Genomic DNA, 19497 nt, shown 5'->3' with positions numbered 1-19497 from the left:
CCAATCAGTTGCGGAACGGGAATTTGAAAGCACGCAGCAGAGCGCGGCCTTCATCATCGTTCTTGGCAGTGGTGGTCAGGGTAATGTCCAGACCGCGGAGAGCATCGATCTTGTCGTAATCGATTTCCGGGAAAATGATCTGCTCTTTGACACCCATGCTGTAGTTGCCACGACCGTCGAAGGACTTGGCATTCAGGCCGCGGAAGTCGCGAACCCGAGGCAGGGAGATCGACAGCAGACGATCCAGGAACTCGTACATACGCTCACGGCGCAGGGTCACTTTGACGCCGATCGGCCATCCTTCGCGGACTTTGAAGCCAGCGATGGATTTACGAGCGTAGGTCACAACGACTTTCTGGCCGGTGATCTTTTCCAGGTCAGCAACAGCATGCTCGATGACTTTTTTGTCGCCGATCGCTTCGCCCAGACCCATGTTCAGGGTGATTTTGGTAACGCGCGGAACTTCCATCACGTTCGAAAGCTTAAGTTCTTCCTTAAGTTTCGGAGCGATTTCCTTCCGGTAAATCTCTTTTAGTCGTGCCATGGTCTTCTACCTAGCAGTGTTCAAGCATCAACCGCTTTTTGGGTCGACTTGAAGACACGAATTTTTTTGCCGTCTTCTACTTTGAAACCAACGCGGTCAGCCTTGTTGGTTTCGCCGTTGAAAATGGCGACGTTGGAAGCGTGCAGTGGCGCTTCTTTCTCGACGATACCGCCCTGTACGCCCGACATCGGGTTAGGCTTGGTATGACGCTTGACCAGGTTCAGGCCACCGACGACCAGACGGTCATCAGCCAGAACCTTAAGCACCTTACCGCGCTTACCTTTGTCTTTGCCGGCGATCACGATGATCTCGTCGTCACGACGAATCTTTTGCATGTCGGATCTCCTTACAGCACTTCTGGGGCGAGCGAGACGATCTTCATGAACTTCTCAGTACGAAGCTCACGGGTCACTGGCCCAAAGATACGGGTGCCGATCGGCTCTTGCTTGTTGTTCAACAGAACAGCAGCGTTGCCATCAAAGCGGATGATGGAGCCGTCTGCACGACGAACACCATGGCGAGTGCGGACTACAACAGCAGTCATCACTTGACCTTTCTTCACCTTACCGCGAGGAATTGCTTCCTTGACGGTCACCTTGATGATGTCACCGATACCAGCGTAACGACGATGGGAGCCACCCAGCACCTTGATGCACATAACGCGGCGAGCGCCGCTGTTATCGGCCACATCGAGCATGGATTGAGTCTGAATCATATAATTTCTCCGACCCCTAGCCCTTAGACTTCCACAGCGCGTTCGAGAACATCAACCAGCGCCCAAGACTTGGTCTTGGCCATCGGACGAGTTTCACGAATAGTGACTTTGTCGCCGATGTGGCACTGATTGGTTTCGTCGTGCGCGTGCAGCTTAGTCGAACGCTTAACGTATTTACCGTAGATAGGGTGCTTAACGCGACGCTCGATCAGAACGGTGATGGTCTTGTCCATCTTGTCGCTGACAACACGGCCAGTCAGCGTACGGACAGTTTTTTCGGCTTCAGCCATGATTACTTACCTGCCTGCTGGTTGAGCACAGTCTTCACGCGAGCGATGTCACGCTTAACTTGCGAGAGCAGATGAGACTGCCCCAACTGGCCAGTTGCTTTCTGCATGCGCAGATTGAACTGGTCGCGCAGCAGGCCGAGCAGTTGCTCGTTCAGCTGCTGTGCGGATTTTTCACGAAGTTCATTCGCTTTCATCACATCACCGTCCGTTTAACAAAGGAGGTGGCGAGCGGCAGCTTTGCAGCAGCCAGGGCGAAAGCCTCACGCGCCAGCTCTTCAGAAACACCCTCGATTTCATACAGGACTTTGCCTGGCTGAATCTGGGCAACCCAGTATTCGACGTTACCCTTACCTTTACCCATCCGAACTTCGAGTGGTTTTTTGGAAATAGGCTTGTCCGGGAATACACGGATCCAGATCTTGCCACCACGTTTTACGTGACGGGTCAGAGCACGACGCGCTGACTCGATCTGACGAGCGGTGAGACGACCACGAGCAACAGACTTCAGCGCGAACTCGCCGAAGCTGACTTTGCTACCGCGCAATGCCAGACCACGGTTGTGGCCGGTCATTTGCTTGCGGAACTTCGTACGCTTTGGTTGCAACATTTGGCGTACCCCTTACTTAGCAGCTTTTTTACGAGGCGCAGGTGCTTGCGGCTTCAGCTCTTCTTGGCGACCACCAATTACTTCGCCTTTGAAGATCCAAACCTTCACACCGATCACACCGTAAGTGGTGTGAGCTTCGTAGGTGGCATAGTCGATATCGGCACGCAGGGTGTGCAGTGGCACACGACCTTCGCGATACCATTCAGTACGTGCGATTTCAGCACCGCCGAGACGACCGCTCACTTGGATTTTGATGCCTTTGGCACCAATGCGCATGGCGTTCTGTACGGCGCGCTTCATGGCACGACGGAACATTACGCGGCGCTCCAGCTGCTGAGCTACGCTCTGCGCAACCAGCATACCGTCGAGCTCCGGCTTGCGGATCTCTTCGATATTGATGTGCACAGGCACACCCATTTGCTTGGTCAGGTCCTGACGCAGCTTCTCAACATCTTCACCTTTCTTGCCGATCACGATGCCGGGACGAGCGGTGTGGATGGTGATGCGTGCAGTTTGAGCCGGACGATGGATATCGATACGGCTTACGGACGCGCTTTTTAGTTTGTCTTGGAGATACTCACGCACATTCAGATCTGCGAGCAAATAGTCCGCATAAGTCCGACCGTCTGCGTACCAGACGGAGGTGTGCTCCTTGACGATTCCCAGGCGAATGCCAATGGGATGTACTTTCTGACCCATCTCTTCGACTCCGTTACTTGTCAGCAACCTTGACAGTGATATGGCAAGACCGCTTGACGATGCGATCAGCACGGCCTTTGGCACGTGGCATGATGCGCTTCAGCGAACGCCCTTCGTTGACGAAAACGGTGGAGACCTTCAGGTCATCAACGTCTGCGCCTTCGTTATGCTCGGCGTTGGCTACGGCCGACTCCAGCACTTTCTTCATGATCTCGGCGGCTTTCTTACTGCTGAAAGCCAACAGGTTGAGCGCTTCGCCCACCTTCTTCCCGCGGATCTGGTCGGCGACCAAGCGGGCTTTCTGGGCGGAGATTCGAGCGCCCGACAACTTAGCGGCTACTTCCATCATTCCTTACCCCTTAACGCTTGGCTTTCTTGTCAGCCACGTGCCCGCGATATGTACGGGTACCGGCGAACTCGCCCAGTTTGTGGCCGACCATGTCTTCGTTCACGAGAACTGGGACATGTTGACGACCGTTATGCACAGCAATGGTCAGACCGACCATTTGTGGCAGGATCATGGAACGGCGCGACCAGGTCTTAACTGGTTTGCGATCGTTCTTTTCCGCCGCCACTTCGATCTTCTTCAGTAGGTGAAGATCAATAAAAGGACCTTTTTTCAGAGAACGTGGCACTGTCGTATCCCTCTATTTACTTGCGACGACGGACGATCATTTTGTCGGTACGCTTATTACCACGAGTCTTCGCGCCCTTAGTCGGGAAGCCCCATGGCGATACCGGATGACGACCACCAGAGGTACGACCTTCACCACCACCATGTGGGTGGTCAACCGGGTTCATGGCAACACCACGAACGGTTGGGCGAACGCCACGCCAGCGTTTGGCACCAGCTTTACCCAACGAACGCAGGCTGTGCTCGGAGTTCGAGACTTCGCCCAGGGTCGCACGGCACTCAGCCAGCACTTTACGCATCTCGCCAGAACGCAGACGCAGGGTCACGTAGACACCTTCACGAGCGACCAGCTGAGCCGAAGCACCAGCCGAACGAGCGATTTGCGCGCCTTTACCTGGCTTCAGTTCGATGCCGTGTACGGTGCTACCAACTGGAATGTTGCGCAGCTGCAGAGCGTTGCCCGGCTTGATCGGTGCCAGAGCACCTGCAATCAGCTGGTCGCCAGCGCTCACGCCTTTAGGGGCGATGATGTAGCGACGCTCGCCATCTGCGTACAGCAGCAGAGCGATGTGAGCAGTACGGTTTGGATCGTATTCGATACGCTCGACAGTGGCAGCGATGCCATCTTTGTCGTTGCGACGGAAGTCGACCAGACGGTAATGCTGCTTATGACCACCACCAACGTGACGAGTGGTAATGCGGCCATTGTTGTTACGACCACCAGACTTCGATTTCTTCTCGAGCAGCGGTGCGTGAGGAGCGCCTTTATGCAGCTCCTGGTTGACCACCTTGACCACAAAACGGCGGCCAGGGGAAGTCGGTTTGCATTTAACGATTGCCATGATGCACCCCTTCCTTACTCAGCACTGCTGCTGAAATCGAGATCTTGGCCTGGCTGAAGGGAGATAACTGCCTTCTTCCAGTCATTACGCTTGCCCAGACCGCGAGCGGTACGCTTGCTCTTACCCAGAACATTCAGGGTAGTAACGCGTTCCACTTTCACGCTGAACAGGCTTTCGACGGCCTTCTTGATTTCCAGCTTGGTTGCGTCAGTAGCAACCTTGAAAACGAACTGGCCTTTCTTGTCTGCCAGAACCGTAGCCTTCTCGGAAACGTGCGGGCCAAGCAGAACTTTAAATACGCGTTCCTGGTTCATCCCAGCAGCTCCTCGAATTTCTTCACGGCCGACACAGTGATCAACACTTTGTCGTATGCGATCAGACTAACTGGATCGGAACCTTGCACGTCACGAACATCAACGTGTGGCAGGTTACGAGCAGCCAGGTACAGGTTCTGATCAACAGCGTCCGACACGATCAGAACGTCGGTCAGGCTCATATTGTTCAGTTTGCCCAGCAGATCTTTGGTTTTCGGAGTTTCAACAGCGAAATCCTGAACCACGACCAGACGATCAGTACGCACCAGCTCAGCAAGGATGGAACGCATTGCTGCGCGATACATCTTCTTGTTCAGCTTCTGGGAGTGATCCTGAGGACGAGCTGCGAAAGTGGTACCGCCGCCACGCCAGATTGGGCTACGGATAGTACCGGCACGAGCACGGCCAGTACCTTTCTGACGCCATGGGCGCTTGCCGCCACCAGAAACGTCGGAACGGGTCTTTTGCTGCTTGCTACCTTGACGGCCGCCAGCCATGTAGGCCACGACTGCTTGGTGAACCAGCGTCTCGTTGAATTCGCCGCCAAATGTCAGTTCGGAAACTTCGATCGCTTGAGCGTCATTTACATTTAATTGCATGTCAGCTTCCCCTTAACCGCGAGCCTTGGCCGCCGGACGTACAACCAGGTTGCCGCCAGTAGCGCCAGGAACAGCACCCTTGACCAACAACAGATTGCGTTCAGCGTCGACGCGCACTACTTCCAGGGACTGCACGGTCACGCGCTCAGCGCCCATATGACCGGACATTTTTTTGCCCTTGAATACACGACCAGGAGTCTGGCACTGGCCAATAGAGCCCGGGACGCGGTGGGAAACGGAGTTACCGTGGGTGTTATCTTGACCGCGGAAATTCCAACGCTTGATGGTACCGGCGAAGCCTTTACCTTTCGACTGACCGGTAACATCTACCAGCTGGCCAGCTGCGAAGATTTCTGCATTGATCAGATCGCCAGCTTGGTACTCGCCTTCTTCAAGGCGGAATTCCCAAACGCCACGACCGGCAGCAACGTTCGCTTTAGCGAAGTGACCTGCTTGAGCAGCAGTCACGCGCGAAGCACGACGCTCACCTACAGTGACTTGCACTGCACGATAGCCATCGGTTTCTTCAGTTTTGAACTGGGTGACGCGATTCGGCTCGATCTCAATGACCGTGACCGGAATGGAGACACCTTCTTCGGTGAAAATACGGGTCATACCGCATTTACGACCGACTACACCAATAGTCATGTTGTAAACCTCATGAGTGTACGGGGCTTTCACCCGCTATGGCCGCCCATTTCAGAGCGTTACACGACTAAGACCGAGTCTTAGCCGAGGCTGATCTGCACTTCCACACCTGCCGCAAGATCGAGCTTCATAAGAGCATCAACGGTTTTATCCGTTGGCTGGACGATATCCAGTACGCGCTTATGAGTACGGATCTCGTACTGGTCACGCGCGTCTTTGTTGACGTGCGGAGAGACCAGAACGGTGAACCGTTCTTTACGGGTAGGCAGTGGAATTGGACCACGCACTTGAGCACCAGTACGTTTCGCGGTTTCCACGATTTCCTGGGTGGATTGGTCGATCAGGCGATGGTCGAAAGCCTTCAACCTGATACGGATTTGCTGATTTTGCATTGGATTTCAGACTCCAGGCTGCTATTCCCACCGGGCGCAATACGCCCGTTAAAAGGAGGCGCAATTCTATAGACGGCCCCACAGAGTGTCAACCCAATAAAAAAGCCCCCGCAAGCGGGGGCTTCTTCATGAGTCGTCGATTACTCGATAACTTTGGCTACGACGCCAGCGCCGACGGTACGACCGCCTTCACGGATAGCGAAACGCAGACCATCTTCCATCGCGATGGTTTTGATCAGAGTGACAGTCATCTGGATGTTGTCACCTGGCATTACCATTTCAACGCCTTCTGGCAGCTCGCAGTTACCAGTCACGTCAGTAGTACGGAAGTAGAACTGTGGACGGTAGCCTTTGAAGAACGGAGTATGACGGCCGCCTTCTTCTTTGCTCAGAACGTAAACTTCAGCAGTGAACTTGGTGTGAGGCTTAACGGTGCCTGGCTTAACCAGAACCTGACCACGCTCAACGTCGTCACGCTTGGTACCACGCAGCAGAACGCCGCAGTTCTCGCCAGCACGACCTTCGTCGAGCAGTTTGCGGAACATTTCAACGCCGGTGCAGGTAGTTTTCTGAGTGTCGCGCAGACCAACGATCTCAACTTCTTCCTGGATGCGAACGATACCACGCTCAACACGGCCAGTTACCACGGTGCCACGACCGGAGATCGAGAACACGTCTTCGATTGGCATCAGGAACGGCTTGTCGATTGCACGCTCTGGCTCTGGGATGTAGGTGTCCAGAGTTTCTACCAGACGCTTAACAGCGGTGGTACCCATTTCGTTGTCGTCTTGGCCGTTCAGAGCCATCAGAGCCGAACCGATGATGATCGGAGTGTCGTCACCTGGGAAGTCGTAAGTGCTCAGCAGATCGCGCACTTCCATCTCAACCAGTTCCAGCAGCTCAGCGTCGTCAACCATGTCAGCCTTGTTCAGGAAGACAACGATGTACGGAACACCTACCTGACGGGACAGCAGGATGTGCTCACGAGTTTGTGGCATCGGACCATCGGCAGCCGAGCAAACCAGGATCGCGCCGTCCATCTGGGCAGCACCGGTGATCATGTTTTTGACGTAGTCGGCGTGACCTGGGCAGTCAACGTGCGCGTAGTGACGAATGTGCGAATCGTACTCTACGTGTGCAGTGTTGATGGTGATACCACGAGCCTTTTCTTCTGGAGCGCTGTCGATCTTGTCGAAGTCAACACGAGCCGAACCGAAAACTTCGGAGCAAACGCGAGTCAGAGCAGCAGTCAGAGTGGTTTTACCGTGGTCAACGTGACCGATAGTGCCAACGTTGACGTGCGGTTTGTTACGTTCAAATTTTTCTTTAGCCACGACAATAAACTCCTAGCCTAAAGGGGAGGCTGAATCAGCCTTGTTTTTTAACGAGAGCTTCGACGATGTTCGACGGAGCTTCGGCGTATTTGGAGAATTCCATGGAGTAGCTCGCGCGACCCTGAGACATGGAACGAACGTCAGTTGCATAACCGAACATTTCACCCAGTGGTACCTCGGCACGGATCACCTTGCCGGACACCGAGTCATCCATACCCTGAATCAGACCACGACGACGGTTCAGGTCACCCATCACGTCACCCATGTAGTCCTCTGGGGTTACTACTTCAACCTTCATGATCGGCTCGAGCACAACACCGCCGCCCTTCTGGGCCAGCTGCTTGGTCGCCATGGAGGCTGCCACCTTGAACGCCATCTCGTTGGAGTCGACGTCGTGGTAGGAACCATCGAACACGGTAGCCTTCAGGCCGATCAGCGGATAACCGGCAACGACGCCGTTCTTCATCTGCTCTTCGATACCCTTCTGGATAGCCGGGATGTATTCCTTAGGAACCACACCACCAACAACTTCGTTGGTGAAGACCAGACCTTCTGTGATGTTGCCGCTCGCGTCAACGTCCGGCTCCGAGAAGCGGATCCAGCAGTGACCGAACTGACCGCGACCACCCGATTGACGAACGAATTTACCTTCGATCTCAACGTTGCTCTTGGTGATCTTCTCGCGGTACGAAACCTGCGGCTTGCCGATGTTGGCTTCGACGTTGAACTCGCGCTTCATGCGGTCAACGAGGATGTCCAGGTGCAGCTCACCCATACCGGAAATGATGGTCTGACCAGTCTCTTCGTCAGTCTTGACGCGGAACGACGGGTCTTCCTGAGCCAGTTTGCCCAGTGCAATACCCATCTTCTCCTGGTCTTGCTTGGTTTTCGGCTCTACTGCTACCGAAATTACAGGCTCAGGGAAGTCCATACGCTCAAGAATGATCTGCTTGTCCAGATCGCACAAAGTATCACCAGTGGTGACGTCCTTCATGCCGATCAGGGCAGCGATATCGCCTGCGCGCACTTCCTTGATCTCTTCACGCTGGTTGGCGTGCATCTGCACCATACGACCAACGCGCTCTTTCTTGCCCTTGACCGAGTTGATCACGGAGTCGCCCGAGCTCAGGAAGCCCGAGTAAACGCGCACGAAAGTCAGAGTACCAACGAACGGGTCGGTAGCGATCTTGAATGCCAGAGCCGAGAACGGTTCAGCATCGTCAGCGTGACGCTCGTCGTAATCGGCTTCTACCAGCTCATCCTTCGGCTTCTCGATGAGATCCGGATGGATACCCTTGATCGCCGGGATCTCGGTAGGGGCAGGCAGGAAGTCGATAACGGCGTCGAGAACCAGGGGAACACCCTTGTTCTTGAACGAAGAACCGCAGACAGCCGGAACGATTTCGCTAGCCAGGGTGCGCGCGCGCAGACCAGCCTTGATCTCTTCTGGAGTCAGGTCACCTTCTTCAAGGTACTTGTTCATCAGCTCTTCGTTGGCTTCAGCAGCGGCTTCAACCATGTTGGAGCGCCACTCGGTAGCCAGGTCCAGCATATCGGCAGGAATTTCTTCCTCGCGATAGGTAGTACCCTTGTCGTCGTCGTTCCAGTAGATAGCCTTCATCTTGATCAGATCAACCTGACCTTCGAAGTTATCTTCAGCACCGATGGCCAGCTGAACCGGTACCGGGGTGTGACCCAGGCGATTCTTGATCTGACCAACAACGCGCAGGAAGTTAGCACCAGCACGGTCCATCTTGTTCACGTAAACAACACGCGGGACGCCGTACTTGTTAGCTTGACGCCATACGGTTTCGGACTGAGGCTCAACACCGGAAGTACCGCAGAACACAACGACCGCGCCGTCGAGTACGCGCAGAGAGCGCTCTACTTCAATGGTGAAGTCTACGTGGCCCGGGGTATCGATAACGTTGACACGATAGTTATCGTATTGGCCGCGCGAACCTTTCCAGAAGGTAGTTACAGCAGCGGAGGTAATGGTGATACCACGCTCCTGCTCCTGCACCATCCAGTCGGTGGTAGCAGCGCCGTCATGCACCTCACCCATCTTGTGGCTGAGACCTGTGTAAAACAGGATCCGCTCGGTAGTGGTAGTCTTGCCCGCGTCAACGTGGGCACAGATACCGATGTTACGGTAGCGGTTGATTGCTGTAGTACGAGCCATAAAGCCCTCGCAAAATGAATGATGCTGAGATTAGAAGCGGTAGTGCGAGAAAGCCTTGTTGGCTTCAGCCATACGGTGAACGTCTTCACGCTTCTTAACTGCAGCACCTTTGCCTTCGGCAGCGTCCAGCAGTTCGCCAGCCAAACGCAGAGCCATAGACTTCTCGCCGCGCTTGCGGGCGAAGTCTACCAACCAGCGCATTGCCAGAGCGTTACGACGGGACGGACGAACTTCGACCGGAACCTGGTAAGTAGCACCGCCTACACGGCGCGACTTCACTTCGACCAGCGGAGCGATGGCGTCGAGAGCTTTCTCGAAGATTTCCAGGGGATCGCTGTTCTTGCGCTCTTTAACTTTTTCCAGCGCGCCATAAACGATACGCTCGGCAACGGCTTTCTTGCCGCTCTCCATTACGTGGTTCATGAACTTGGCGAGGATCTGGCTTCCGTATTTCGGATCGTCCAGAATCTCACGTTTGGCTGCTACGCGACGTCTTGGCATTGATAAGCCCTCAAACGGTCTTCAGGTTAGCTCGGGACAGTTGATCCAAAGGACGCGTGCCCGACCTTACTCTTATCGACTCAATATAATTAAAAACTGCAAAACGACCGATTACTTCGGACGCTTGGTACCGTACTTCGAACGACCTTGGTTACGACCTTTAACGCCGGAAGTATCCAGGGAGCCGCGAACGGTGTGATAACGAACACCTGGCAAGTCTTTTACACGACCGCCGCGAATCAGAACGACGCTGTGCTCTTGCAGGTTGTGGCCTTCACCACCGATGTACGAGGAAACCTCGAAACCGTTGGTCAGACGCACACGGCATACTTTACGCAGTGCCGAGTTAGGTTTTTTCGGCGTAGTGGTATACACGCGAGTGCACACGCCACGACGTTGCGGGCAGTTCTGCAGCGCAGGCACGTCGGATTTCTCGACGATACGCTTACGCGGCTGACGTACCAGCTGGTTGATAGTTGCCATCTACTAGCTCCACTGTTGTCTTTCGACATAAACAAAATGGCAGAGCAGGAGCTCCACCAAATTTAGGGGTACAAGAGTCTAAAGAGGATCCTGTCCCCAGTCAAGGCAAGGCCCCGGCCTCTCCGATCAGCGAACCGCGACAAAAAATGTCTCGATTCGCAGTCGGAAAAACCAGGGCCTCATCTCAATCTACTGCAGACCTCAGTTACCGCTGGAGTTCAGCGCTTCAGTCAGTGCTGCTTCGACTTCGCTTGCGCTTACACGCAGTGGCTTGTCTGCATCACGACGGCGCTTGCGCTCACTGTGGTAAGCCAGGCCGGTACCGGCCGGGATCAGACGACCCACGACCACGTTTTCCTTCAGACCGCGCAGGTAGTCGCGCTTGCCGGTCACTGCTGCCTCGGTCAGTACACGGGTGGTCTCTTGGAAAGAGGCCGCCGAGATGAACGACTCAGTGGACAAGGACGCCTTAGTAATACCCAGCAGTACGCGGGTGAACTTGGAGATGAACTTGTCTTCAGCGCTCAGACGCTCGTTTTCTACCAGTACGTGAGTCAGTTCCATCTGGTCGCCCTTGATGAAGCTGGAGTCGCCGGATTCGGCAATCTCAACTTTACGCAGCATCTGACGCAGGATGGTCTCGATGTGCTTATCGTTGATCTTCACGCCCTGCAGACGATAAACGTCCTGGATCTCGTTAACGATGTACTTGGCCAGCGCACTCACACCCAGCAGACGCAGGATGTCGTGTGGATCGCTCGGACCGTCGGAGATAACTTCGCCGCGGTTCACTTGCTCGCCTTCGAAGACGTTCAGGTGACGCCACTTCGGAATCAGCTCCTCATACGGATCGCTACCGTCGTTCGGGGTAATGACCAGACGGCGCTTGCCCTTGGTCTCTTTACCGAACGCGATGGTGCCGCTGACTTCAGCCAGAATCGACGCTTCTTTCGGACGACGGGCTTCGAACAAGTCGGCAACACGCGGCAGACCACCGGTGATGTCACGGGTCTTCGAAGTTTCTTGCGGAATACGAGCGATAACATCACCGATCGCAATCTGCGCACCGTCGGCAACACCCACAAGGGCGTTAGCCGGCAGGAAGTACTGGGCCGGTACGTCGGTACCTGGCAGCAGCAGATCCTTGCCATCCATACCCACCATCTTCACGGCTGGACGAATGTCCTTACCGGCAGCTGGACGGTCTTTGACGTCAAGTACTTCAATGTTGGTCATACCGGTCAATTCGTCAGTCTGACGCTTGATCGTGATGCCTTCTTCCATGCCCACGTAGGTCACGGTACCTTTCATTTCGGTAACGATTGGGTGAGTGTGCGGATCCCACTTGGCCACGATGGCACCAGCGTCGACCTTGTCGCCTTCCTTCACCGAAATCACAGCACCGTAAGGCAGCTTGTAGCGCTCGCGCTCACGACCGAAGTCGTCAGCAATTGCCAACTCACCGGAACGAGACACGGCAACCAGATGACCGTCAACTCGCTCAACGTGCTTCAGGTTGTGCAGACGGACGGTACCGCCATTCTTCACCTGTACGCTGTCCGCAGCCGAGGTCCGGCTTGCCGCACCACCAATGTGGAAGGTACGCATCGTCAACTGGGTACCCGGCTCACCGATGGACTGGGCAGCGATTACGCCGACTGCTTCACCGATGTTCACCAGGTGACCACGAGCCAGGTCGCGACCGTAGCACTTGGCGCAGATGCCGTAACGGGTTTCGCAGCTGATCGGCGAACGCACGATCACTTCGTCGATGCTGTTCAGCTCGATGAACTCAACCCACTTCTCGTCGACCAGAGTGCCCGCAGGAACGATGACGTCCTCGGTACCCGGCTTGAATACGTCACGGGCGATAACACGACCCAGAACGCGCTCACCCAGAGGCTCTACAACGTCACCGCCTTCAATGTGCGGAGTCATCAGCAGACCGTGCTCGGTGCCGCAGTCGATCTCGGTTACAACCAGATCCTGCGCCACGTCCACCAGACGACGAGTCAGGTAACCGGAGTTCGCAGTTTTCAACGCGGTATCCGCCAGACCTTTACGAGCACCGTGAGTCGAGATGAAGTACTGGAGTACGCTCAGACCTTCACGGAAGTTCGCAGTAATCGGCGTTTCGATGATGGAGCCGTCCGGCTTGGCCATCAGACCACGCATACCGGCCAACTGACGGATCTGTGCAGCGGAACCCCGCGCACCTGAGTCAGCCATCATGTACATCGAGTTGAACGACTCTTGCTCGACTTCTTCGCCGTGACGGTCAATGACCTTCTCTTTCGAGAGGTTGGCCATCATCGCCTTGGATACTTCGTCGTTAGCCTTCGACCAGAGGTCGATCACTTTGTTGTACTTCTCGCCCTGGGTTACCAGGCCGGAGGCGTACTGACTCTCGATTTCCTTCACTTCGTCGGTAGCAGCACCGATGATGCGGGCTTTTTCATCCGGGATAACGAAGTCGTTAACGCCGATCGAAACGCCGGAAATGGTCGAGTAAGCAAAACCGGTGTACATCAACTGGTCAGCGAAGATCACGGTCTCTTTCAGACCCACCACGCGGTAGCACTGGTTGATCAGCTTGGAGATCGCTTTCTTCTTCATCGGCAAGTTGACGACGTCGAAGGACAGACCTTTTGGCACAACCTGGAACAGCAGCGCACGGCCGACAGTAGTATCGACGATACGGGTGGTGCTCACGCTGCCGCCATCGCGATCGTTGACGGTTTCGTTGATACGAACCTTGATCTTGGCGTGCAGGGCAGCTTCGCCGGCGCGGAATACGCGGTCGACTTCCTGCAGGTCGGCGAACACACGACCTTCGCCCTTGGCGTTGATCGCTTCACGAGTCATGTAGTACAGACCCAATACAACGTCCTGCGACGGAACGATGATTGGCTCACCGTTGGCTGGCGACAGAATGTTGTTGGTCGACATCATCAACGCACGCGCTTCCAGCTGGGCTTCCAGCGTCAGCGGAACGTGCACGGCCATTTGGTCGCCGTCGAAGTCGGCGTTGTACGCCGCACAGACCAGAGGGTGCAGCTGGATAGCCTTACCTTCGATCAGTACCGGTTCAAACGCCTGGATACCCAGACGGTGAAGGGTCGGTGCACGGTTGAGAAGCACTGGGTGTTCGCGAATCACTTCAGCGAGAACGTCCCAAACCTCTGGCAGCTCGCGCTCGACCATCTTCTTGGCCGCTTTGATGGTGGTCGCGAGACCACGCATTTCCAGCTTGCCGAAAATGAAAGGCTTGAACAGCTCAAGAGCCATCTTCTTAGGCAGACCGCACTGATGCAGACGCAGGGTCGGGCCTACGGTAATTACCGAACGACCGGAGTAGTCAACACGCTTACCGAGCAAGTTCTGACGGAAACGACCTTGCTTACCCTTGATCATGTCAGCCAGGGACTTCAAAGGACGCTTGTTGGAACCAGTGATAGCGCGGCCACGACGGCCGTTGTCGAGCAGTGCGTCGACGGCTTCCTGCAACATACGTTTTTCGTTGCGCACGATGATGTCCGGAGCGGACAGATCCAGCAGGCGCTTCAAACGGTTGTTACGGTTGATCACTCGACGATACAGGTCATTGAGGTCGGAAGTCGCAAAGCGGCCGCCATCCAACGGGACCAGTGGACGCAGATCTGGCGGCAGAACCGGCAGAACGGTCAACACCATCCACTCTGGCAGGTTGCCGGAGCCTTGGAAGGCCTCCATCAACTTCAGACGCTTGGACAGTTTCTTGATCTTGGTTTCCGAGTTGGTTTGCGGAATCTCTTCACGCAGACGGCCAATCTCGTGCTCCAGGTCGATCGCGTGCAGCAGCTCGCGGACAGCCTCGGCCCCCATACGGGCGTCGAAGTCATCACCAAACTCTTCCAGCGCTTCGAAGTACTGCTCGTCGTTCAGCAGCTGACCCTTTTCCAGGGTGGTCATGCCTGGATCGATAACAACGTAGCTCTCGAAGTAGAGAACGCGCTCGATATCACGCAGGGTCATGTCCATCAGCAGGCCGATACGGGACGGCAGCGATTTCAGGAACCAGATGTGGGCAACCGGCGAGGCCAGCTCGATGTGCGCCATGCGCTCACGACGAACCTTGGCCAGTGCAACTTCAACGCCGCACTTCTCGCAGATCACGCCGCGATGCTTCAAGCGCTTGTACTTACCGCACAGGCACTCGTAATCCTTTACCGGGCCAAAGATCTTGGCGCAGAACAGGCCGTCACGCTCAGGCTTGAACGTACGGTAGTTGATGGTTTCCGGCTTTTTAACTTCACCGAACGACCACGAACGGATCATCTCAGGCGAGGCCAATCCGATACGGATGGCGTCGAACTCTTCGACTTGACCCTGGTTTTTCAGCAAATTCAGTAGGTCTTTCAAGGCCTTTCCTCCTGGCGGAGCAGAGAGCGGGCAATCCTGCCCCGCTCTCGATTCGCGTCACGTGTTATTCGGTTTCCAGATCGATATCGATGCCGAGGGAACGAATTTCTTTGATCAACACGTTGAAGGACTCGGGCATGCCCGGCTCCATACGGTGATCGCCGTCCACGATGTTTTTGTACATCTTGGTACGACCGTTCACATCGTCCGACTTCACTGTGAGCATTTCTTGCAGAGTGTATGCAGCACCGTATGCTTCCAGTGCCCAGACCTCCATCTCCCCGAAACGCTGACCACCGAACTGCGCCTTACCACCCAGCGGCTGCTGGGTAACCAGGCTGTACGAACCGGTAGAACGAGCGTGCATCTTGTCGTCTACCAAGTGGTTCAGTTTCAGCATGTACATGTAGCCAACGGTAACTGGACGCTCGAACTTGTTGCCGGTACGGCCGTCGGTCAGCTGCATCTGGCCGCTTTCTGGCAGGTCCGCCAGTTTCAGCATGGCCTTGATTTCGCTTTCCTTGGCGCCGTCGAACACCGGAGTGGCCATTGGCACACCGCCGCGCAGGTTGTTCGCCAGATCCAGGATCTCCTGATCGGAGAAGCTGTCCAGGTCTTCGTTACGACCACCGATCTGGTTGTAGATTTCGTCCAGGAAGGTGCGCAGTTCTGCGACCTTGCGCTGCTCTTCAACCATGCGGTTGATCTTCTCGCCCAGACCTTTGGCCGCGAGGCCCAGGTGAGTTTCGAGAATCTGACCAACGTTCATACGCGAAGGTACGCCCAGCGGGTTGAGGACGACGTCGACCGGGGTGCCATTGGCATCGTGCGGCATGTCTTCAACCGGCATGATCACGGAGACCACACCCTTGTTACCGTGACGACCGGCCATCTTGTCGCCCGGCTGGATGCGACGACGGATTGCCAGGTAGACCTTGACGATTTTCAGCACGCCCGGAGCCAGGTCATCGCCCTGCTGCAGTTTGCGCTTCTTGTCTTCGAACTTGTCGTCCAGCAGACGACGGCGGTCAACGATGTAGGCCTGAGCCTTCTCGAGCTGCTCGTTCAGAGCATCTTCAGCCATGCGCAGTTTGAACCACTGTCCGTGCTCAAGACCGTCGAGAACTTCGTCGGTGATTTCCTGGCCTTTCTTCAGACCGGCGCCGCCTTCGGCTTTATGGCCGACCAGAGCGGAGCGCAGACGTTCGAAGGTCGCGCCTTCCACGATGCGGAACTCTTCGTTCAGATCCTTGCGGATCTCGTCGAGCTGGCTCTTCTCGATGGACAGAGCACGAGCGTCACGCTCAACGCCGTCACGAGTGAAGACCTGTACATCAATGACAGTACCCTTGGTACCGGTAGGCACACGCAGGGAGGTGTCTTTAACGTCACTGGCTTTCTCACCGAAGATCGCACGCAGCAGTTTCTCTTCCGGAGTCAGTTGAGTCTCGCCTTTCGGAGTGACCTTACCGACCAGGATGTCGCCTGCGCCAACTTCAGCACCTACATAAACGATACCGGCTTCGTCCAGCTTGTTCAGTGCAGCCTCACCTACGTTCGGGATGTCTGCAGTGATTTCCTCTGGGCCAAGCTTGGTGTCACGAGCCACACAGGTCAGTTCCTGGATGTGGATCGTGGTGAAGCGGTCTTCCTGAACCACACGCTCGGACAGGCAGATGGAGTCTTCGAAGTTGAAGCCGTTCCATGCCATGAACGCGATACGCATGTTCTGACCCAGTGCCAGCTCACCCATGTCGGTGGACGGACCATCGGCCATGATGTCGCTGCGCTGAACCCGATCACCCTTTCTCACCAGCGGGCGCTGGTTGATGCAGGTGTTCTGGTTGGAGCGGGTGTACTTGGTCAGGTTGTAGATATCAACACCGGCTTCGCCAGTCTCAACTTCGTCATCCGCAACACGAACCACGATACGGCTGGCATCGACCGAGTCGATCACGCCGCCACGACGAGCCACAACGCAAACACCGGAGTCACGGGCAACGTTGCGCTCCATGCCGGTACCTACCAGCGGCTTGTCGGCACGCAGGGTCGGTACAGCCTGGCGCTGCATGTTGGAACCCATCAATGCACGGTTGGCGTCGTCGTGCTCAAGGAACGGAATCAGCGACGCTGCAACAGAAACTACCTGCTTCGGCGAAACGTCCATCAGGGTGACGTCTTCCGGCGCCTTGACGGTGAATTCGTTCAAGTGACGAACAGCTACCAGCTCATCGATCAGCTGACCCTTGTCGTTCATGGTCGCCGAAGCCTGGGCGATCACGTGATCGGCCTCTTCGATGGCGGACAGGAACACAATCTCATCGGTTACCAGAGCGTCTTTCACCACACGGTACGGGCTCTCAAGGAAGCCGTACTGGTTGGTGCGCGCATAGGCCGCCAGGGAGTTGATCAGACCGATGTTCGGACCTTCCGGCGTTTCGATCGGGCATACACGACCGTAGTGCGTCGGGTGTACGTCACGAACCTCGAAGCCTGCGCGCTCGCGGGTCAAACCACCTGGGCCGAGTGCAGAAACACGACGCTTGTGGGTGATCTCGGAGAGCGGGTTGTTCTGGTCCATGAACTGCGACAGCTGGCTGGAGCCGAAGAACTCTTTCACTGCCGCCGCTACTGGCTTGGCATTGATCAGGTCTTGCGGCATCAGGCCTTCGCTTTCGGCCATCGACAGACGCTCTTTGACCGCGCGCTCTACACGCACCAAGCCAACGCGGAACTGGTTCTCGGCCATTTCGCCTACGCAGCGAACACGACGGTTACCCAGGTGGTCGATGTCATCGACGATGCCTTTACCGTTACGGATGTCGACCAGAGTCTTCAGTACGGCAACGATGTCTTCCTTGCACAGGACGCCAGAACCTTCGATCTCGGTACGACCGATCCGACGGTTGAACTTCATCCGGCCAACGGCGGACAAGTCATAGCGCTCAGGGCTGAAGAACAGGTTGTTGAACAGAGTCTCGGCTGCATCTTTGGTCGGCGGCTCGCCAGGACGCATCATGCGATAGATCTCGACCAGCGCTTCCAATTGGTTGCTGGTGGAGTCGATCTTCAGAGTGTCGGAAACGAACGGACCGCAGTCGATATCGTTGGTGTACAGAGTTTCGATGCGAACAACCTGAGCCTTGGCGATTTTTGCCAGGATCTCAGTGTTCAGCTCGGTGTTGCACTCTGCCAGGATTTCGCCGGTAGCCGGATGCACGATAGCCTTGGCAGTGGTACGACCCAGGACGTAGTCCAGAGGTACATCCAGCTCCTTGATACCGGCTTTTTCCAACTGGTTGATGTGACGAGCGGTGATACGACGACCCTGCTCGACAATAACCTTGCCCTTGTCATCCTGGATGTCCAGAACGGCAATTTCACCACGCAGGCGCTGAGGCACCAGCTCCAGGCTCAGGCTCTCGCCTTTCACATGGAATACGTTGGTGGTGTAGAAGGCGTCCAGCACTTCTTCAGTGGTGTAACCCAGCGCGCGCAGCAGAACCGACGCAGGCAGCTTGCGGCGACGGTCGATACGGACAAACACGCAGTCTTTCGGGTCGAACTCGAAGTCCAGCCACGAACCGCGGTACGGAATGATCCGCGCAGAGTAAAGCAGCTTACCGGAGCTGTGCGTCTTGCCACGGTCGTGGTCGAAGAATACGCCAGGGGAACGGTGCAGCTGGGAAACGATTACACGCTCGGTACCGTTGATTACGAAGGTACCGTTCTCAGTCATCAGGGGGATTTCACCCATGTAGACTTCTTGCTCTTTGATGTCCTTGATCGCTTTGTTCGACGATTCTTTGTCGAAAATGATCAGACGGACTTTTACCCGCAAAGGTACGGCGTAAGTCACACCACGCAACACGCATTCTTTAACATCAAACGCCGGTTCGCCCAGGCGATAACCGACATACTCCAACGCAGCATTGCCGGAGTAGCTGATGATCGGGAAAACGGATTTGAAGGCCGCATGCAGGCCCACGTCGCGGAACTGATCTTTAGTCGCTCCCGCTTGCAAGAATTCACGATACGAATCCAGCTGGATGGCCAGGAGGTACGGCACATCCATGACGTCCGGCAACTTGCTAAAGTCCTTGCGGATACGTTTTTTCTCAGTATATGAGTAAGCCATCAGCGTTCCCCAGCTTGGTCACCTGCTTATTCGGCTCCTCCCGACGGGAGCAGCCAGAAAATCGTGCAAACCCTTTGGTTTGCGCCACCGCACAGGGTGGGTTACAGCACGTTAAAGGCACCGACCCAGTCGGTCGCCAATAACGGAAAAAGGCCGGTGGCAAGAGCCACCAGC

Annotated in this window: 20 protein-coding genes; all 20 read right to left on the bottom strand. The window is 55.7% G+C overall.

The features are described from left to right. Positions 1–4 precede the first annotated feature (4 nt). The 20 genes from rplE to rpoB all read right to left on the bottom strand — a co-directional run bounded on the left by rplE (position 5) and on the right by rpoB (position 19323). The gene (rplE, locus tag BLV47_RS02250; RefSeq protein ID WP_003210069.1) at positions 5–544 is read right to left on the bottom strand and encodes a 50S ribosomal protein L5; all 540 of its coding nucleotides are present in this window, start codon (positions 542–544) and stop codon (positions 5–7) included. 20 nt (positions 545–564) lie between these two features. Beyond that, positions 565–879 (bottom strand): 50S ribosomal protein L24, encoded by a 315-nt coding sequence (gene rplX, locus BLV47_RS02245; RefSeq protein ID WP_007896770.1) that lies wholly within the window; start codon positions 877–879, stop codon positions 565–567. Positions 880–890: 11 nt separating this feature from the next. Next, on the bottom strand, positions 891–1259 hold the full coding sequence (gene rplN / locus BLV47_RS02240) for a 50S ribosomal protein L14 (protein WP_002555479.1): 369 nt from the start codon (positions 1257–1259) through the stop codon (positions 891–893). Between the two features lie 23 nt (positions 1260–1282). Next, on the bottom strand, positions 1283–1549 hold the full coding sequence (gene rpsQ / locus BLV47_RS02235) for a 30S ribosomal protein S17 (protein WP_003194644.1): 267 nt from the start codon (positions 1547–1549) through the stop codon (positions 1283–1285). A 2-nt stretch (positions 1550–1551) separates the two neighbouring features. After that, positions 1552–1743, bottom strand: a complete 192-nt coding sequence (gene rpmC / locus BLV47_RS02230; protein WP_002555481.1) for a 50S ribosomal protein L29 — start codon at positions 1741–1743, stop codon at positions 1552–1554. Further along, positions 1743–2156: a 50S ribosomal protein L16 gene (rplP, locus tag BLV47_RS02225; RefSeq protein ID WP_003228729.1), complete on the bottom strand. Its 414-nt coding sequence runs from the start codon at positions 2154–2156 to the stop codon at positions 1743–1745. Before rplP ends, rpmC begins: the two co-directional genes overlap by 1 nt. 12 nt (positions 2157–2168) lie before the next feature. Further along, entirely contained in the window at positions 2169–2855 is a 687-nt protein-coding gene (gene rpsC / locus BLV47_RS02220; protein ID WP_007924192.1) for a 30S ribosomal protein S3, read from the bottom strand. Positions 2856–2868: 13 nt separating this feature from the next. Beyond that, positions 2869–3201, bottom strand: coding sequence for a 50S ribosomal protein L22 (gene rplV, locus BLV47_RS02215; RefSeq protein ID WP_003103908.1), 333 nt, complete (start codon positions 3199–3201; stop codon positions 2869–2871). 13 nt (positions 3202–3214) lie between these two features. Further along, positions 3215–3490 carry a 30S ribosomal protein S19 gene (gene rpsS / locus BLV47_RS02210; protein ID WP_002555486.1) on the bottom strand — a complete coding sequence of 92 codons (276 nt, stop codon included), beginning with the start codon at positions 3488–3490 and terminating at the stop codon, positions 3215–3217. A gap of 16 nt (positions 3491–3506) precedes the next feature. After that, the gene (rplB, locus tag BLV47_RS02205; RefSeq protein WP_011063775.1) at positions 3507–4331 is read right to left on the bottom strand and encodes a 50S ribosomal protein L2; all 825 of its coding nucleotides are present in this window, start codon (positions 4329–4331) and stop codon (positions 3507–3509) included. Positions 4332–4345: 14 nt separating this feature from the next. After that, positions 4346–4645, bottom strand: a complete 300-nt coding sequence (gene rplW / locus BLV47_RS02200) for a 50S ribosomal protein L23 (protein WP_002555488.1) — start codon at positions 4643–4645, stop codon at positions 4346–4348. Beyond that, positions 4642–5244 carry a 50S ribosomal protein L4 gene (gene rplD, locus BLV47_RS02195; RefSeq protein WP_007924200.1) on the bottom strand — a complete coding sequence of 201 codons (603 nt, stop codon included), beginning with the start codon at positions 5242–5244 and terminating at the stop codon, positions 4642–4644. The genes rplW and rplD overlap by 4 nt, the downstream gene beginning before the upstream one ends. Positions 5245–5256: 12 nt before the next feature. Beyond that, positions 5257–5892, bottom strand: coding sequence for a 50S ribosomal protein L3 (rplC, locus tag BLV47_RS02190; RefSeq protein WP_007924205.1), 636 nt, complete (start codon positions 5890–5892; stop codon positions 5257–5259). Positions 5893–5972: 80 nt separating this feature from the next. Then, positions 5973–6284, bottom strand: a complete 312-nt coding sequence (rpsJ, locus tag BLV47_RS02185; RefSeq protein ID WP_003186070.1) for a 30S ribosomal protein S10 — start codon at positions 6282–6284, stop codon at positions 5973–5975. 140 nt (positions 6285–6424) lie between these two features. Then, entirely contained in the window at positions 6425–7618 is a 1194-nt protein-coding gene (tuf, locus tag BLV47_RS02180) for an elongation factor Tu (RefSeq protein ID WP_060841339.1), read from the bottom strand. 34 nt (positions 7619–7652) lie between these two features. Next, entirely contained in the window at positions 7653–9800 is a 2148-nt protein-coding gene (gene fusA, locus BLV47_RS02175) for an elongation factor G (RefSeq protein WP_060841340.1), read from the bottom strand. 30 nt (positions 9801–9830) lie between these two features. Further along, positions 9831–10301, bottom strand: coding sequence for a 30S ribosomal protein S7 (gene rpsG, locus BLV47_RS02170; RefSeq protein ID WP_007925959.1), 471 nt, complete (start codon positions 10299–10301; stop codon positions 9831–9833). A gap of 111 nt (positions 10302–10412) precedes the next feature. After that, on the bottom strand, positions 10413–10784 hold the full coding sequence (rpsL, locus tag BLV47_RS02165) for a 30S ribosomal protein S12 (protein ID WP_003186084.1): 372 nt from the start codon (positions 10782–10784) through the stop codon (positions 10413–10415). A gap of 201 nt (positions 10785–10985) precedes the next feature. After that, on the bottom strand, positions 10986–15185 hold the full coding sequence (gene rpoC, locus BLV47_RS02160; protein WP_060841341.1) for a DNA-directed RNA polymerase subunit beta': 4200 nt from the start codon (positions 15183–15185) through the stop codon (positions 10986–10988). Between the two features lie 64 nt (positions 15186–15249). After that, a complete protein-coding gene (gene rpoB, locus BLV47_RS02155; protein ID WP_016968678.1) occupies positions 15250–19323 on the bottom strand; it encodes a DNA-directed RNA polymerase subunit beta in 4074 nt (1357 codons plus the stop codon). Positions 19324–19497: the final 174 nt, after the last annotated feature.

Origin of the sequence: Pseudomonas saponiphila (genome assembly GCF_900105185.1) — a bacterium.
In the GTDB taxonomy this organism is placed as follows: Bacteria; Pseudomonadota; Gammaproteobacteria; order Pseudomonadales; family Pseudomonadaceae; genus Aquipseudomonas; species Aquipseudomonas saponiphila.
Note: the sequence above shows the minus strand (reverse complement) of the source record. Positions and strands in the feature narration are given on the sequence as shown.

Bases quoted from the DNA above. Each gene is read 5' to 3' on its own strand.
- rplE (WP_003210069.1), bottom strand. From the start codon at position 544: ATGGCACGACTAAAAGAGATTTACCGGAAGGAAATCGCTCCGAAACTT.
- rplX (WP_007896770.1), bottom strand. From the start codon at position 879: ATGCAAAAGATTCGTCGTGACGACGAGATCATCGTGATCGCCGGCAAA.
- rplN (WP_002555479.1), bottom strand. From the start codon at position 1,259: ATGATTCAGACTCAATCCATGCTCGATGTGGCCGATAACAGCGGCGCT.
- rpsQ (WP_003194644.1), bottom strand. From the start codon at position 1,549: ATGGCTGAAGCCGAAAAAACTGTCCGTACGCTGACTGGCCGTGTTGTC.
- rpmC (WP_002555481.1), bottom strand. From the start codon at position 1,743: ATGAAAGCGAATGAACTTCGTGAAAAATCCGCACAGCAGCTGAACGAG.
- rplP (WP_003228729.1), bottom strand. From the start codon at position 2,156: ATGTTGCAACCAAAGCGTACGAAGTTCCGCAAGCAAATGACCGGCCAC.
- rpsC (WP_007924192.1), bottom strand. From the start codon at position 2,855: ATGGGTCAGAAAGTACATCCCATTGGCATTCGCCTGGGAATCGTCAAG.
- rplV (WP_003103908.1), bottom strand. From the start codon at position 3,201: ATGGAAGTAGCCGCTAAGTTGTCGGGCGCTCGAATCTCCGCCCAGAAA.
- rplB (WP_011063775.1), bottom strand. From the start codon at position 4,331: ATGGCAATCGTTAAATGCAAACCGACTTCCCCTGGCCGCCGTTTTGTG.
- rplW (WP_002555488.1), bottom strand. From the start codon at position 4,645: ATGAACCAGGAACGCGTATTTAAAGTTCTGCTTGGCCCGCACGTTTCC.
- rplD (WP_007924200.1), bottom strand. From the start codon at position 5,244: ATGCAATTAAATGTAAATGACGCTCAAGCGATCGAAGTTTCCGAACTG.
- rplC (WP_007924205.1), bottom strand. From the start codon at position 5,892: ATGACTATTGGTGTAGTCGGTCGTAAATGCGGTATGACCCGTATTTTC.
- rpsJ (WP_003186070.1), bottom strand. From the start codon at position 6,284: ATGCAAAATCAGCAAATCCGTATCAGGTTGAAGGCTTTCGACCATCGC.
- fusA (WP_060841340.1), bottom strand. From the start codon at position 9,800: ATGGCTCGTACTACAGCAATCAACCGCTACCGTAACATCGGTATCTGT.
- rpsG (WP_007925959.1), bottom strand. From the start codon at position 10,301: ATGCCAAGACGTCGCGTAGCAGCCAAACGTGAGATTCTGGACGATCCG.
- rpsL (WP_003186084.1), bottom strand. From the start codon at position 10,784: ATGGCAACTATCAACCAGCTGGTACGTCAGCCGCGTAAGCGTATCGTC.
- rpoB (WP_016968678.1), bottom strand. From the start codon at position 19,323: ATGGCTTACTCATATACTGAGAAAAAACGTATCCGCAAGGACTTTAGC.